At 68.5% G+C, this 15,718-nt stretch carries 13 protein-coding genes; 6 read left to right on the top strand and 7 right to left on the bottom strand.

What is annotated here, in order from left to right; translation table 11 throughout:
- Positions 1-21 precede the first annotated feature (21 nt).
- From P2T62_RS20580 to P2T62_RS20570, 3 genes are all read right to left on the bottom strand, one after another.
- The gene (locus P2T62_RS20580; protein WP_276258892.1) at positions 22-1,368 is read right to left on the bottom strand and encodes an ABC transporter substrate-binding protein; all 1,347 of its coding nucleotides are present in this window, start codon (positions 1,366-1,368) and stop codon (positions 22-24) included.
- Positions 1,369-1,437: 69 nt separating this feature from the next.
- Positions 1,438-1,836: a Zn-ribbon domain-containing OB-fold protein gene (locus tag P2T62_RS20575; RefSeq protein ID WP_276258891.1), complete on the bottom strand. Its 399-nt coding sequence runs from the start codon at positions 1,834-1,836 to the stop codon at positions 1,438-1,440.
- Positions 1,833-3,005, bottom strand: a complete 1,173-nt coding sequence (locus P2T62_RS20570) for a thiolase domain-containing protein (RefSeq protein WP_276258890.1) — start codon at positions 3,003-3,005, stop codon at positions 1,833-1,835. The genes P2T62_RS20575 and P2T62_RS20570 overlap by 4 nt, the downstream gene beginning before the upstream one ends.
- A gap of 395 nt (positions 3,006-3,400) precedes the next feature.
- On the opposite strand from P2T62_RS20570, the gene P2T62_RS20565 reads away from it, so the two are divergent.
- Both P2T62_RS20565 and P2T62_RS20560 read left to right on the top strand, forming a co-directional pair.
- Complete coding sequence (locus P2T62_RS20565; protein WP_276258889.1) at positions 3,401-5,056, top strand: methylmalonyl-CoA mutase family protein; 1,656 nt, start codon at positions 3,401-3,403, stop codon at positions 5,054-5,056.
- A gap of 2 nt (positions 5,057-5,058) precedes the next feature.
- Entirely contained in the window at positions 5,059-5,499 is a 441-nt protein-coding gene (locus tag P2T62_RS20560; protein ID WP_276258888.1) for a cobalamin B12-binding domain-containing protein, read from the top strand.
- A gap of 9 nt (positions 5,500-5,508) precedes the next feature.
- On the opposite strand, the gene P2T62_RS20555 is transcribed toward P2T62_RS20560, so the two are convergent.
- Complete coding sequence (locus P2T62_RS20555) at positions 5,509-6,273, bottom strand: acetoacetate decarboxylase family protein (RefSeq protein WP_276258887.1); 765 nt, start codon at positions 6,271-6,273, stop codon at positions 5,509-5,511.
- A 97-nt stretch (positions 6,274-6,370) separates the two neighbouring features.
- Complete coding sequence (locus P2T62_RS20550; protein WP_276258886.1) at positions 6,371-8,086, bottom strand: acyl-CoA carboxylase subunit beta; 1,716 nt, start codon at positions 8,084-8,086, stop codon at positions 6,371-6,373.
- 221 nt (positions 8,087-8,307) lie between these two features.
- On the opposite strand from P2T62_RS20550, the gene P2T62_RS20545 reads away from it, so the two are divergent.
- The 3 genes from P2T62_RS20545 (at position 8,308) to P2T62_RS20535 (ending at position 12,030) form a co-directional block, all read left to right on the top strand.
- Positions 8,308-10,146, top strand: coding sequence for an acetyl-CoA carboxylase biotin carboxylase subunit (locus tag P2T62_RS20545; RefSeq protein WP_276258885.1), 1,839 nt, complete (start codon positions 8,308-8,310; stop codon positions 10,144-10,146).
- A 202-nt stretch (positions 10,147-10,348) separates the two neighbouring features.
- Positions 10,349-11,710, top strand: a complete 1,362-nt coding sequence (locus P2T62_RS20540) for an acyclic terpene utilization AtuA family protein (protein WP_276258884.1) — start codon at positions 10,349-10,351, stop codon at positions 11,708-11,710.
- Entirely contained in the window at positions 11,707-12,030 is a 324-nt protein-coding gene (locus P2T62_RS20535) for an AtuA-related protein (protein WP_276258883.1), read from the top strand. The genes P2T62_RS20540 and P2T62_RS20535 overlap by 4 nt, the downstream gene beginning before the upstream one ends.
- Positions 12,031-12,116: 86 nt before the next feature.
- Here P2T62_RS20535 and P2T62_RS20530 read toward each other — a convergent pair whose 3' ends face one another.
- Together P2T62_RS20530 and P2T62_RS20525 are read right to left on the bottom strand one after the other, a co-directional pair.
- Entirely contained in the window at positions 12,117-12,926 is an 810-nt protein-coding gene (locus P2T62_RS20530) for an enoyl-CoA hydratase/isomerase family protein (protein ID WP_276258882.1), read from the bottom strand.
- A 137-nt stretch (positions 12,927-13,063) separates the two neighbouring features.
- Positions 13,064-13,867 carry an acetoacetate decarboxylase family protein gene (locus P2T62_RS20525; protein WP_276258881.1) on the bottom strand — a complete coding sequence of 268 codons (804 nt, stop codon included), beginning with the start codon at positions 13,865-13,867 and terminating at the stop codon, positions 13,064-13,066.
- Positions 13,868-14,045: 178 nt separating this feature from the next.
- Here P2T62_RS20525 and P2T62_RS20520 point away from each other — a divergent pair, with 178 nt between their 5' ends.
- On the top strand, positions 14,046-15,662 hold the full coding sequence (locus tag P2T62_RS20520; RefSeq protein WP_276258880.1) for an acyl-CoA carboxylase subunit beta: 1,617 nt from the start codon (positions 14,046-14,048) through the stop codon (positions 15,660-15,662).
- The last annotated feature ends 56 nt before the right edge of the window (positions 15,663-15,718 follow it).

Raw genomic sequence — 15,718 nt, 5'->3', positions numbered from 1 at the left:
CCGGACGGACGCGCTACCGGCTCAGTAGTTGCACTTGATGTCCGAGCAGGGGCGGCTGTTGGTCCCGGGCTCGGACTTGTTGAGGAACTCCAGGCCGACCGGCAGGTCGCCGTCCGTGTCCTCGACGAACCGCGACATCCACTGCGGTCCCTCGATCTGGTGGTCGCAGGCACGGACCTCCTGCTCACCGAGCGGGGTCGTGACAGTGAGTCCCTCCAGGGCGTCTCGCATCGCCGCCCCTTCGGTCGAGCCCTGCAGTGCCGCCTCGAACAGGACCTTCGCGCCCGTGTACGAGGAGTTGGAGTAGGTGCTGGGGATGGAGCCGTCCGTCTGCGCCCGGTAGTCCTGGACGAAGCGGGTGTTCGCCTCCGTATCGAGACCGAAGTAGTACGGCGTATTGCCGTAGTAGCCGAGTGCGGCCTCCCCGGCGCCGCGGGCCTCGGCTGCCGACGCGATGCCGACGACGTCCATCTCCTCGCCGAGGCCGAACGAGTTGATCTGCTTGTACGCGTTGATCATGTCCGCGCCGCCCGCGCGGATCATGACGAAGTCCGCGCCCGAGGCGGACACCTTCTGGATCTGCGAGGAGTAGTCGGTCGCGCCGAGGTCCGGCCAGACCTGCTCGACGATCTCCGCGCCGTTGTTCTCGGCCACCTCGACGAAGTTCCCCACGCTCTCGCGCCCCCACGAGTAGTCCGCCCCCCACGTCGCGATCGTCGTGCCCAGGTTCTCGGTCGTCCACTCGGCGGTCGGCTTCATGTTCTGGTACGAGTGGGTGGACGTGCGGAACGTGTAGGGGTAGCAGTCCGACATCGTCGTCTTCTCCAGCGCGGAGATGGTCGCCACGTTCGGGATCTCCTGCTGGCCGGCGTACTGCGCCACCGCGTTGACGACCGGCGTCCCGTCACCGACGATGAGCGCGTCGACGTTCTCCTGCTCGACCAGCTCCTGGGCCCGACGCAGGCCGACGTCGGCGGCGAGCTGGGAGTCCTTGAACACCAGGTCGACCGAGAGATCATCGTAATCGCTGTCGGCGTGCTGCCCCGCCACCTCGATCCCGGCTCTGGCATCGGCGCCGAGCGGAGAGTACGCCCCCGAGAGTGGCACCAGTACGCCGACCTTCAGCGACAGGGAACCGCCACCGCCCCCACCGTCACCGCCGTCACTGCCGCCGCCCCCACCGTCACTGCCGCCGTCGCCGCCGTCACTGCCGCCGCCCCCACCGTCCCCGCCACCGTCGCCACCGCCACCGCCGTCGTCACCATCGCCCGTACAGCCGGCGAGCCCAGCGATTCCCGCGGTGGTGGCTCCGAGTGTCGCGTTCCTGAGAAATGTCCGTCTATCGATCTGGCTGGTACGGTCTGGCATGGGTGCTTCCCTCGCGGTTAGCTACCCACCAGACTTAACGTTTTCTCAAAAAGCGACAGCCGTGGTTGCTCAGCCGGTCGGTTCAGCCACGAAGCGCGGTCCGGGCAGGTCCTCGTACTGGACGAACCCGTCGAAGACGACGGGGTCGCCGATCTCGACCTCGTCCGCCACGCGGGCGAGGAGCCGTGTCGGTCCGAGGTCCACGACGGCGACCTGGTACCGGTCGTCCAGGCCCTCGGGCGTGACCTCGATGGTCGTCTCGGAGAACACCTCCCCGCTGGTCGGCAGGCGGACCGTCACGAGGGAGCGGCCCGAACAGGCGGGACAGACCGACTTCGGCGTTCCCAGGACGTGCTCGCAGTCCGAACACTCCTGTCCGAGGAGCACGCCGTCACGCAACGCGCGTGCCCAGGTCGCGTGTGCGAGTCCCGTTCCCTCGGCGTACGCCGGCACCTCGTCGGCGGTCATGGCCGGGCCTCCACGACGGTCACGACCGTCGTCGCGGCCTCCCCGCCGAGGTTGTGTGCGGCGCCGGTGGTGGGAGCCTCGACCTGACGGTCCCCGGCGTCGCCGCGGAGCTGTTCGGTGAGCTCGACGAGCTGTGCGGTGCCCGTCGCGCCGATCGGGTGGCCCTTGGCCTTCAGCCCGCCGCTCGGGTTGACCGGGACCTCGCCGCCGAGCGCCGTGCGTCCGTCGGCGACCGCGGGACCGCCCTCGCCGTCCTCGAACAGGCCGAGCGCCTCCGTCGCGAGGATCTCGGCGCCGGTGAAGCAGTCGTGGACCTCCGCGAAGTCGACCTCGCCGGCGTCGATGTCGGCCTGTGCGTACGCCTCCGCGGCGGCGTCGCGAGCCGCGCGGGTCGCGGTGAACGCCGACTGCTCGGAGAGCGGGACACCGCCAGAGGCGTGCCCGATGCCGTTGATGTCGACCGGCGTGCTGTCGTAGCTGTCGGCGGCGTCCTCGCTCACCAGCAGGATCGCCGAGGCGCCGTCGGAGAAGGGACAGCAGTCGTAGAGGTGGAACGGGTCGGCGATGAGCGGGCCGTCGAAGACATCCTCGTGGGTGATCTCCATCCCGTGCTGTGCGCGTGGGTTCAGACTGCCGTGGTGGTGGTTCTTGACGGCGACCTCCGCGAGCTGCTCGCGGGTGGTGCCGTACTCGTGCATATGCCGTTTCGTCAGCAGCGCGAAGACACCGGGGAACGTGAGGCCGACGGGCTGCTCGTAGTGTCGGCTCGCCGCGCTCGCGAAGACGCGCGTCATCTCGTCGGTGTCGAGCCCCGACGCGGGAGTGCACCGCTCGGCGCCGCCGACGAGGACCACGTCGTGGAGCCCCGCCTCGATGGCGGCGACCGCGTGCTTGGTCGCCGTCGCGGAGGTCGCACAGGCGTCCTCGAACCGCTGTGTCGGAACGCCCGCGAGGCCGATCTGCGAGGCCGCCTTCGGCCCCAGGTGCGTGTCGTTCTCGGAGATGGCCGCCGAGGTGTTCCCGAAGTACAGCGCGTCGACCTCGTCGGGACCGGCCCCCGCGTCGTCGAGCGCGGGGAGGGCGGCCTCCGCGAACAGTTCCGCGAGGGTCTCGTCGGCGTGTGTGCCGAACTTCGTCATGCCGGCACCGACAATGCTAGCTCGTGCCATTCGAGCAGGACCTCGGTTCGCGCTGAGAAAACAGTTTCGCCCCGTGGAGCCGGCAGCTCCGCCGCCTCCCGCAGCCGACCGTGAAGCTGTCCCGGCACGAATATCATGATAATAGATACCAAACTCCGGCTTGGTGTTCGGTCACCTGTCCGGTCGAACGGCGTTTTCGATAACATCCTAAGTCCGTTATTATTGGTGAGTGAGTGATGTATTCACAAACCACGCTCTTGCGTTTCCGTCATCGCGGCACCGACGGCACGGGCCGCGTGTCGCCGATCCGTGTCGGTACCGACGCCCCGGCGCGGGTCAGGAACGACCCGGGACGGCGACCGTCGGGTCCTACCCCGGATATGTTCGGGTAGGGAGTCAAGGGGGGGCACGACAAAGAGTCGAGTATGAGTGGGGACGAAGACTGGCACGAACGGTATCGGGCAGCGACCGACCGGGTCCCCGAGCGCGAGGGCACGTTCGAGTCGGCGTCGGGCCTTCCGTACGAGCCACTGTACACCGCCGACGACGTGGCCGCCGACCCCGAGCGGGACATCGGCTATCCCGGCGAGTTCCCGTACACGCGCGGGCCGTACACAACGATGTATCGGGGCCGGCCGTGGACGCGGCGGAACATCATCTGCTTCCGGACGGTCGAGGCGACCAACGAGCGGCTCCGGACGTTCCTCGACCGCGGGCAGACGGGGGTGAGCTACGGCGGCGACAACCCCACGTTCCGCGGGTTCGACACCGCTGACGTGGACCGGGAGCTGGTCGGGCAGACCGGCGCGATGATCGACTCGCTGGCCGACCACCGCATCGCCATGGACGGGATCCCCATCGGCGAGGTCTCCTGTGCGCTCGGGGACGTCTCGCCACACGAGCTGGTGGCGATGCACGTCGCGCTGGCCGACGAGCGGGGCGTCGCGCGCGAGGCCCTCGCCGGGACGACGATGCACTCGGACTACCTGAACAAGCTCGTCGGGGCGCGGATGTTCACCCGGTTCCCGCAGGAAGCGCACCGCCGGCTGTTCCGGGACCACCTCGAGTACGTGCTGGAGCACCTGCCGAAGTGGAACCCCGTCAGCCTCACCGGGCAGAACATCCAGCAGGCCGGGGCGACGCCGGCCCAGGAGGCCGCGTTCACCATCGCTGCCGGCATCGAGTACCTCGAGGAGGCGGTCGACCTTGGGTTCGACCCGGACGACTGCGCCGAGCGGTTCACCTTCTTCTTCAACGTCTCGATGAACCTGTTCGAGGAGGTGGCGAAGCTCCGCGCCGCCCGCCGGGTCTGGGCCCGCGAGCTGACCGACCGGTTCGACGTGGCGCCCGAGCACGCCCGGCTGCGCTGTCACTGCCAGACCGACGGCCAGGAGCTCACCAGTGCGCGACCGACGAACAACGTCTCCCGGGTGGCGATCCAGGCGCTCGCCGCCGTCCTCGGTGGTACGCAGTCGCTCCACACGGACGCCTACGACGAGCCGTTCCGGGCGCCGAGCGAGGAGGCCGCCACGATCGCCATGGACACCCAGCACGTCCTGCTGGAGGAGACCGACGCCGCAGACGTCATCGACCCGCTGGGCGGGTCGTACTTCGTCGAGTCGCTGACCGACGACCTGGCCGACCGCATCCGCGAGTACCTCGACCGGATCGAGGAGTACGGCGGCTACTACGAGGCCGTCGCCGAGGGCTACCCCCAGCGGGTCGTCCGTGAGGAGGCCCGGGAGTACCAGCGGAAGGTCGAGCAGGGGGAGGTCGTCCGGGTCGGCGAGAACCGCTACGTCGATGGGGACGACGGCACCGCCGAGCCCCCACAACTGACGGTGCCGGACGAGGAGGTCGACCGGCAGATCGCACGGACCGAGCGCGTCCGGGCCGAACGGGACGAGGCGGCCGCGACGGCGGCCATCGAGGCCATCGAGACCGCGGCCCGGGGCGACGAGAACGTCTTCGAGCGCGTCGTCGAGGCGGTCGCGGCGGGCGTGACCGTCGGCGAGGTGACCGGGGCCCTCTGGGAGGTCTTCGGCGACGTCGAGGCGACGGCCAGCTACGCGAAACACTGACCATGAGCCACGAACGCCACCACGACGGGCCGGACCGACCGATTCGAGTGCTGCTGACGAAGGTGGGGCTGGACCCGCACGACCGCGGCATCAGGCTCCTGGCGACCCGGCTGGAGGAGGCGGGGATGTCCGTCATCTACACCGGACCCTGGCAGTCGACGGACGCGGTCGTCACCGCGGTCGTCCAGGAGGACCCGGATGTCGTCGGGTTCAACGCCTACTCCGGCGACCACGCCCTCATCCCGAAGGTCCTGGACCGGTTGGCCGACCACGGTGTCGTCGAGGAGACGCTGATACTGGCCGGGGGGAACGTCCCGACCGAGGACCACGAGCGGCTCCGCGCGGCCGGCGTGGACCGGGTCTTCCCGGGGGACGCACAGGCATCGGAGGTCGTCGACTACATCCGGGAGATGGTCGGAGGGGCCCGCCGGGCATCCCCCTGACGGACCGGGCTACTCGTACCGGTCCCAGAGGACCTCCCCGTACGGGAGGATGAACTCCGGCCGGGCGTAGAAGGCCGCGACGATGTCGCCCTGGTCGGGCTGGAACTCGTGGAGGAACGGGTACTTCGGGGTCGGGGTGAGTTCGACCGTCGCGTCGCCGCCCCAGATCTCGTGCATCACCACGTCCTCGAGGTCGGTGGCGACGACCTGCTTCAGCACCTTCCCGCCCTTCTCGGGGCTGGGCACCTTCTTCACGCCGTAGACGGTCCCCTCGAACAGGTCGCCCAGTCGCTCGGCCAGCGCGTCCTCCTCGCCGGGCGCGCTGGTCGACCGGAACTTGACGCTGATGATCGGGTCCCCGTCGCGTTCGAGGTCACCGCGGATGCGGTTGCCGTCGATCCGGATGGGCGTATCGTCGCAGTACTGCTTGTACCAGCCGTACAGCCGACCGGCGTCCATCGCCTCGTCGTTGTTGGTCCAGATGTACGGCAGGTACCACCCCATCCGCCCATCGAACTCGACCTTCACCGAGACGATGCCCTCGTGGTAGCGCGTGTGGGTGTGTGGCGGCTGGATGGGGTCCCCGATGGCGATGCGGACGCGGGGGCCGTCACCCTGTGCGAGTTCCAGTGGCTCGGGGACCGCCCGCTCGAGCACGTCGTCCGGCCGGTCGTAGAAGACGTACATGTACTTCGACTCCGGCTCGCAGCGATACGGCGGTGGCGGGATGGCCGGCGCACCGGTCGGTAGCATCCATCCTTCGTCGGTTGTCATGGTGTGTCATGAACCGTATCTCCACCGACGGACAAGTAGCTTGTGCCGGGCAGTCCGCCGGGCGGGGCGAATCCACCGCCGGCCGGCGCTGGTCCGCTCAGAACAACATCGCACCGTGCTTGCGCCCCGGGTGCTGTTTCTCCTTGTCGGCGTACATCTCGAACCGGTTGGCGAGTTCGGCACGGAGGTCACGCGGCGGCACGAGTTCGTCGACGACCATCGACGATGCGAGCTTGCGGATGTCGATGTCCTCTCGGTACTCCTCACGGAGTTCTCGCTCCCGCCGCGCTCGCTCCTCCGGATCGTCGATCTCCGCCAGCTTGTTCGCGTAGATCGCGTTCACCGCCGCCTCGGGACCCATCACTGCGATCTCCGTACTGGGGAGGGCGAGCACCGAGTCCGTCCCGAACGCCGGCCCGGCCATCGCGTACGTGGCCGCACCGTACGCCTTCCGGAGGAGCACGGAGATCTTCGGTACCGTGGCACAGGAGGTCGCGTAGACCAGCTTCCGCCCCTTCTGGAGGACCCCGTCGCGTTCGACCTGCTTCCCGACCATGTACCCCGGTGAGTCACAGAGGTACAGCAGCGGGATGTTGAGTGCGTCACACTGCCAGACGAACCCGGCTGCCTTCTCGCTCGACGCCGGGTAGATGGCGCCGGACTTGACCGCGGGCTGGTTCGCCAGGATCCCGACGGAACGGCCATCGATCCGTGCCAGCGCCGTCACCATCTCCGGCGCGAACTCTGGCTTCAGTTCGAGCAGGGAGCCGTCGTCGACGAGGTGGTGGATGAGGTCCTGGATCTCGTATGGCGCGTTCGGTTCGTCCGGGATCACGGTGTCCGTCGACGCCGGGGACTCGCTCGGCGGTCGGGCAGTCACTCGGGGAGGGGTATCCCGATAGTTCTGTGGGAGGTAGCCGAGGAGCCGGTGGACCGTCCTGTAGGCGTCGTCCTCGTCCGCCGCGATGATATCGACACTCCCCGAGTGACGCGCGTGCAGCTCGGGGCCCCCGAGCTCCTCCTTGGACACCTCCGACCCGGTGACCATCTCCACCATCCGGGGACTCGCGATCGCCATCGTACTGATGTCCCTGACCATGATGAGGTAGTCGGCGAACACGGGCTGATAGGCGGTCCCGGCGAAGTTCGGGCCGTACATCACCGCGATCTGAGGGACCCGGCCCGACATCAGACACTGGTTGTAGAACTGTCGCCCGCCGATGTACCGGTTCGCGTAGTTGTCCGCCTGGGTGTCGATCCGGCCGCCGGCGGAGTCGATGAGGTAGAGGATGGGCGCCTTCGCCTCGATGGCGTGCTCCTGTATCCGGACCAGTTTTTCGATGGACTGGCTCGCGATGGTCCCGGCCTTGACGGTGAAGTCGTTCGCAGCGAAGAACAGCTTCCGGCCGTCGATGAGCCCCGCACCGGTGATCATGGCATCCGCGGCCAGGTTCTCCTCGCTGTCGTACTCCGCGAACGTCCCGTCCTCGAAGAGGAGCTCGTCGAACATCTGGTCGATGCGGTCACGCACGAACCGCTTGCCGATCTCCGCGATCTTCCGGTGCCCGCGTTCCGGACCCCCCTGCAGTATCTCCTCGATGTCCGCTAGGACCTCCCGTTCGCGCTCGGTCGCCGGTTCGACCCCGTCCATGGACCGGCGTCGCGGGAGGCCGACGCGTTCCCTGGTGGCCACGACCCGTCCGCTGTTCTCGTCCAGCAGATGGATGTCGGTCCCGAAATGGTTCGAGAGGGACGTCGCTACCGCGAGTTGCTCCTCCTCGGACATCCCTTCGAAATCACCGGTCACTTCCATGGCCTGTAATCCGGGTTCCGTGATAATAACCTACCGTCGAGGGGTACCGGCCCTCCGGCCGCAGGCGCGCCGGACCACAGAACGGCGAAGGGGAAGCAGGCGTGCGCGGCAGCGGTCTCCTGGTCGGTCGAGGTCGCCCGCTCGATGTCTGAGACGGTCCAGAACCGGGCGTGCGTCTCCCCCGGGGAACATTGATTTGCGCGTCACGAGAAGAGGTGGCAATGTTCGAGAAAGTGCTGGTCGCGAACAGGGGCGAGATCGCCATCCGCGTGATGGCGGCGTGTCGCGAACTCGGGATCTCCCCCGTGGCGATATACAGCGACGCGGACGAGGGGGGAAGTCACGTCCGATACGCCGACGACGCGTATCACGTGGGCGCCTCCCGGGCTGCCGAGTCGTATCTCGACCAGGAGACGATCATGGAGGTGGCCAGGGACGCCGCGGTGGATGCCATCCACCCGGGGTACGGCTTCCTCGCGGAGAACGCCGAGTTCGCGGCGCGGGTCGAGCGGTCCGAGGGCATCACGTGGGTCGGGCCGTCGGCCGACTCCATGGAGCGACTCGGGGAGAAGACGAAGGCACGGCGCGCGATGGTCGACGCCGACGTGCCCGTCGTCCCGGGGACGACCGAGCCGGTGGATACTGCCGGCGACATCATCGACTTCGCCGACGAACACGGCTACCCCATCGCCATCAAGGCGGAGGGTGGCGGTGGCGGTCGCGGCATGAAGGTCGTCCGGCGTGAGGACGAGGTCGAACCGCAGCTCGAGAGCGCCAGGCGCGAGGGCCAGGCGTACTTCGACAACGACGCCGTGTACCTGGAACGCTATCTCGACAGCCCCCGTCACGTCGAGATCCAGATCCTCGCCGACCACTACGGGAACGTCCGGCACCTGGGGGAGCGTGACTGCTCGCTCCAGCGCCGCCACCAGAAGGTGATCGAGGAGGGGCCCAGCCCCTGCCTGACGGACGAGCTACGGGCGGAACTCGGGGCTGCCGCTCGTCGTGGGGTCCGCGCGACGGACTACACCAACGCGGGAACCGTCGAGTTCCTCGTCGAGGACCGACGCGACGACCCGGACGAGCGTCTCGGCCGGGATGCGGACTTCTACTTCCTCGAGGTCAACACCCGGATCCAGGTCGAACACTGCGTCACCGAGGAGATTACGGGCATCGACATCGTCAAGCAGCAGCTACTGATCGCAGCCGGTTCGGAACTGCCGTTCTCGCAGGAGGAGGTCGAACTGGACGGGCACGCGATGGAGTTCCGCATCAACGCCGAGGACCCCGCGGCGGCGTTCGAACCGACGACGGGCACGGTGACCAGCTACGACCCGCCGGGTCGCATCGGTGTCCGGGTCGACGACGCGATCCGGGAAGGGACGGAGATCGGCGGGGAGTACGACTCGATGATCGGGAAGGTCATCGTGTCCGCCTCCGACCGTGCGGAGTGCCTCCAGCGGGCGAAGCGCGCACTGGCGGAGTTCGACCTCGCCGGGATCCGGACGACGATCCCCTTCCATCGCCTCATGCTCACCGACGACCGGTTCGTCGATGCCACACACACGACGACGTACCTCGACGAGGAACTCGACTCCCACCGGATCGAGGAGGCGGTCGACAGGTGGGGGCAGCCGACCGCCGAGTCGAGTGGCGAGCCGTCCCGGACGCTTACGGTCACCGTCGGTGGGAGGCAGTTCGACGTCGAACTCGCCGGAGACGCGCTCACGGATGTCCCGGCGACGGGAGCACACACCGCCGCGACGGCGGCGACCGACGCGGGGAGCAGTGCTTCGGACCGGGATGACCCCACGGGCAGCGCCGCTCCGGAGAGGGCCGACGACGGTGGTGTCGTCGCGGAGATGGACGGAACGGTCGTCTCCGTGGCGGTCGAAGCGGGCGACACGGTCGAGCAGGGCGACCGTGTCTGTGTGCTCGAATCGATGAAGATGGAGAACGATGTCCTCGCGTCACGGTCGGGGACGGTCGATTCGGTGACCGTAGCGACGGGCGATAGCGTCGTCGCCGGCGATCTCCTGGTCCGATTCACCGACGGGTGACGGCAAAGGGCCGGGAAGCCGCACCCTGTGTCCTCCAGGCGTGGGCCGCCGACCGATCCGGTGCGGTCACGACAGCTCGCTGGGTGCCGGGAGCGGGAGGTCGGGCGCCGGCCGTGCCGGGAGCGGGAGGCCGGGCGCCGACCAGCGCGTCGTCGTGGGTCGCGGCGGAATACTTAACCACGGTGACGGTGTCCTGTCGGGCGTGATTCGGATCGGCTATCCATCCGGGTTCTGGGGGGACGACCCCGGCGGCCCCGCCCAGATCATCGACCGTGAGCCGGATGTGGACTACCTGGCCATGGACTACCTCGCCGAGGTGACGATGGCGATACTCAAGCGCCAGCAGACGGAGGACGCGTCGCTGGGCTATGCCCGCGACTTCCCGGCCATGGTCGGCCGGATACTGCCCGACCTCGTGGAGCAGGACATCGGGCTCGTCGCCAACGCCGGCGGGGTGAATCCGACCGCCTGTCAGGAGTCCGTTCTGGAGGTGGCGGCCGACGCCGGGTTCGACGTCGCCGTCGCCGCGGTGACGGGCGACGACATCCTCTCACAGGTGCCGGCGTTCCGGGACCGCGGTGTCGATTTCGACAACATGGATACCGGGGCGCCGTTCGAGGAGATCGCGGACGACCTGATCGCGGCGAACGCCTATCTCGGGGCGTTCCCGATCGCCGAGGCGCTCGAGCAGGGGGCCGACATCGTCGTCACCGGACGGTGCGTCGACGCGGCGACCGTCCTCGGCCCACTCGTCCACGAGTACGGCTGGACCGAGAACGACCTCGACCGCCTGTCCAGCGGTGTCATCGCGGGCCACATCCTCGAGTGCGGGGCGCAGGCCACCGGCGGGAACTTCCTCGGCGGGTGGCAGGACGTGGACTTCACCGACATCGGCTTCCCGATCGTCGAGATGGCCCCCGACGGCGAGTTCGTGGTCACGAAACCGGAGGGAACGGGCGGGATGGTCACCGAGGCCACGGTCAAAGAGCAACTGGTGTACGAGATTACGGACCCGAGGAGCTACGTGGTTCCGGACGTCACCGCGGACTTCACGTCCCTGCAACTCGCGCAGGCCGGCGCGGACCGGGTGCGGGTGTCCGGTTGCCGGGGGCGCTCGCCCCCGGAGGACCTGAAGGTAACCGCCCTCTACCAGGACGGCTACAAGGCACAGGTACTGTTCACCTACTCCTGGCCGGATGCGCTCGAGAAGGCCCGGCGGGCGGACGAGATCGTCCGCGAACGGCTGGAACGTGCAGCGGTCGACCTGGACGAGATCCACACGGAGTTCCTGGGATACGACGGCTGCCACGGTGCGATCGCGCCGGAGCCGGTGGACCCGAACGAGATAACGCTCCGTATCGTGGCGCGGGCCAGCGAGAAAGCCCCGCTGCACGAGTTCGGCCAGCAGGCCATCCCGATCGCCCTCGGCGGCCCGCCGAACGTGACCGCGGTCGTCGACGGGCGGCCGAAGCCGACCGAGATACTCTCGTTCTGGCCCTGTACCGTACCGCGCGAACTGGTCGATGTCGACGTGTCGGTCGCCTCGAGCGGAGGTACCGCATGACCACGGTCCTCCGTGAGATCGCCCACGCACGGTCCGGCGACAAGGGCGACATCGCGAACATCGGCCTGATCGCCAGCGAACCGGAGTACTATCCCATCCTCGAAGCGCACGTCACGGCCGACCGGGTGGCCGAACACTTCTCGGAGCTCCGAGAGGGCCCGGTGGAGCGCTACGAGATGCCGAACATCGGCGCGCTCAACTTCGTCATCCACGACGCCCTCGGCGGCGGTGGCGTGCGTTCGCTCCGACTGGACAATCAGGGGAAGACGTACAGCGCGGCGCTGCTCCGGATGGAGATCGAGACGGACATGGCCCCGTAGTCGGCCGTCACCTCCGACGGCTCCCGGTCACGTCCGGGGGCGGCCCGCTCCCGACCGTGCGCCGGTGGCTGCCCGTTCGCCACCGGTCACCTCGCCTTCCAGTCCGGGTCCCGGTCCTCGACGAACGCGGCGACACCCTCCCGATGGGCGTCGCTCTCCATGAGCAGGACCAGCATCTCCTTGAGATAGCCGTACGCCCGTTCGAAGCTCATGTCGCGCTGATTGTAGTACGCCTCCTTCCCCATCGAGATCATCACGGGGCTGCTGGACGCGAGTGTGTCGACGAGCGCATCGAGCTCCTCGTCGAACGCCTCCGGTTCGAAGACGCGTGTGACGAGCCCGATGTCCCTGGCCTCGGTCGCCGAGACGTGCCGTCCGGTGAACAGCATGTCCAGTCCCTGCTTCTCCTGCACGGCCGGCATGATGGCCGCCATCGCCTGCATCGGGAACATGCCGACGTGCGTCTCCGGTGTCCCGAAGGTCGCGGTCTCTGCGGCGACGATGAACTCGCACCCGGCGGCCAGGCCGCAGCCCCCGGCGAGACAGTAGCCCTCCACGGCGGCGACGGTGGGCGCCGACGTGGAGACCATCCGCTCGTAGAGGGTGGCGAGTCCGGAGGCGTTCTCGCGTCGCTCCTCGACGGACGCGGTCTCCCGTTCGTTCATGTCCTGCAGGTCGCCCCCCGAACAGAACTGCCCGCCACGGCCACGGATGACGACGACACGGCACGGGCCGTCGTCGGCGACCTCCATGACCGCCAGCAGGCCCTCGAACACGGCGTCGTTCAGCGCGTTCCGTGATTCGGGCCGATCGATCGTGGCCCGGATCACCAGCTCGTCCGCACTGATCGACACGTCCAGGTCGTCGTTCGACAGGCTCGGTGTATCGTTCGTCATGTGGTGGTGTTCTGACCGCTCCGCGAGGTCGTTCGACGGCGCTGCCACGTGTGGATGGTACTCAGGGGCTCATAGCTGTGCTGGTCGGAGGGGGGTGAGGCCCCTCGCGGACTGGGTGGGCGACGGGTCCCTCCGACCTACGGACGGGACGAAGACGACTCCGACAGGTTGTCCAGTGCGAGCCAGTCGTACGTGCCCGGCCCTCCGAGCGCGTACGGGAGGAACTCGTCCGGGTCGACCGTGGTGAGTTCCTCCTGGCTCGAGGTGAGGCGCCCCTCGTAGTAGGAGGCGCCGCGGACGTTCGCGACCTCGATGCGGTCGAGCGGAGCGTGGGGGGTCCGTCCCAGACGTATCGACCCGGTACCGGTCTCGACCCGGTCCAGTTCGCTGGCGAAACGGACCCGCACCAGCACCGGGTCGAACTGGAACCCTCGGCCGGTCACGGCGGGCAGATGCTTGTAGTGGAACACCGACTGCGAGCCGGTGCTACTGCCCCGGCGGGACTCCATGGTCGCCTCGATACCGAGGAGCGGCTCACCGTGCCGGGTGATGTGGCCGCTGATCTCGTCGCCGTTCCGCTCTAGCTCGACACTCGCCTGCCGCTTCGGCTCGCCGAGCAGCTCCCGGCCCCACCGAACCGCCTCGTCGGTTGACATCGGCATCGTCAGACAGTAGTTCCCGACCTCGCCGTCGTGCTGGGCCCGAACGTACAACCCACCGCCCGCGAATGCGCCGACGCAGTTGCTCCGACCGACGGTCACGACCTCGGCCTCGACCAGCGGCTCGTCGGTCGGCTCCAGCCCCGGCGGGAGCAGGCGGTCCACGATGGACGGCTGCGTGAGGTATCTGATCGACACCGCCCGGATGTCGTCGAATCTGTTCGTCGCCATCCGGTCCTGAATCCGTTCGATCTCGTCGTGGGTTGGTGTGAGTCCGGTCATCGGTCTGTGTGGCATCGGAGCGGGCGGTCTGCGGGGCAACCGCGCTCGCGTCCGCCCCGCTCCCGGGGTCGGGACGGGGAGACGAGTCGCCAGTTCCGTCCGCCGTGTCGCCGGTTCCGTACCCGAACCTCTCGGGGCGTCAATACTTAACTATGGGTTCGTCGAACGGTACCCACTGATGAGCAACGAGGACTCACCGCCATCGGACCCGCAGACGCGCCTCAACGCCGAGCGGTTACGCAAGCGCCTCGTCGAGGCGCGGCGATCGATATCCGACGAGGGGCGACCGGAGGCCGTCCAGCAGCAACACTCCCAGGGGAAGTTGACCGCACGCGAGCGGATCGACTACCTCTGTGACGGCGGGAGTTTCAACGAGATCGGGGCACTCGCGGCCCCGGCTCCGAGCACGCCCGAGACCTCCGACTGGACCCGGGAGGACGCCCCGGCCGACGGAATCGTCACCGGGACGGCACGGATCGACGGGCAGCCGGTCACCGTCATGGCGTCCGACTACACGGTCAAGGGTGGCTCCATCGGCCACACCGGAAGCCGGAAGATGAGCCGGCTGTTCGATATCGCGCTCCAGCGCGGACTCCCGACCGTCCTCCTCCACGACGGCGGTGGGCACCGCATCCAGGAGGGACTCGATGCCCGACCGTTCGCCCACGGCGACGACGGTGACCTGTTCACGAAGCTGACGAAGCTCTCGGGATGGGTCCCGCTGGTGTCGGCGATAATGGGTCCCGGGTTCGCCGGGCCGACGAACTTCTCGGCGTTCTGTGATTTCGTGCCGGTGGTCGAGGGGACCGGGACGATGGGCATCGCGGGGCCCGCCCTGACCAACGCGGCGCTGGGAATCGATGTCTCGAAGGAGGAACTCGGGGGGGCCGCGTTCCAGACCCGGGAGACGGGCGTGGCCGACATGGCCTGTGAGGACGACGAAGCCTGCCTCGACGCGGTCAGGGAGTACCTCAGCTACCTTCCCCAGAACGCGACCGAGAGCCCACCGGCGGCCGACGAGTCCGCCCCGCCACGGCAGGAGCAGGCGGACGAACTCGCGGAGATCATCCCCGCCGACCCGAAGAAGGCGTTCGACGTCTACACGGTCGTCGAGGGGCTGGTCGACCGGGACACGTTCTTCGAACTGAAGCCCCGGTTCGCACGGAGCATCGTCACGGGGTTCGCCCGACTCGATGGCACGCCGGTCGGTGTCGTCGCCAACAATCCCCGGTCCAAGGCCGGGACGCTGGACACGGACGCGACGACCAAGTCCTCGCGGTTCATCGCCCTCTGTGACGCGTTCGAACTCCCGCTGGTGTTCCTCGCGGACGTCCCCGGGTTCCTCCCCGGGCCCACGTCCGAACGCGAGGGGCTCGCCCGCCACTCCGGCAAGCTGGTGTACCAGATCGAGCGGGCGACCACGCCGGTCATGAGTATCGTGCTCCGTCGGGGGTACGGGCTCGGCTATCTGGCGATGGCCGGAGGCCGAACGAGGAACGAACTCAACGCCGTGTGGCCCACGACCGAACTCGCGGCCATGGGGATCGAGGGAGCGGTCAACGTCATCTACCGTCGCGAGATCGAGACCGCGGAGAACCCCGACGAGAAGCGCGAGGAACTCGTCGACCGGTTCGTGGGGCGCTCCGGTGCGCTCCGCGCGGCCGAGGGGATGGGCATCGACAGGGTGGTCACCCCGGAGGAGACCCGGCCCCTCCTCATCGACACCATCGACCGGGCGCAGCTACGCACCCAGGAGGACTGGCCGCCGAAGAAACACGGCATCCCGCCGATATGAGCGCCCTGCGACGTGCCCGCCCGCCCCGGCCGACGGGAGCGACCGGACGCTGGCGG

Origin of the sequence: Haloglomus litoreum (genome assembly GCF_029338515.1) — an archaeon.
GTDB classification, from domain to species: domain Archaea; phylum Halobacteriota; class Halobacteria; order Halobacteriales; family Haloarculaceae; genus Haloglomus; species Haloglomus litoreum.
This window is presented reverse-complemented; position numbering and strand designations above follow the sequence as displayed.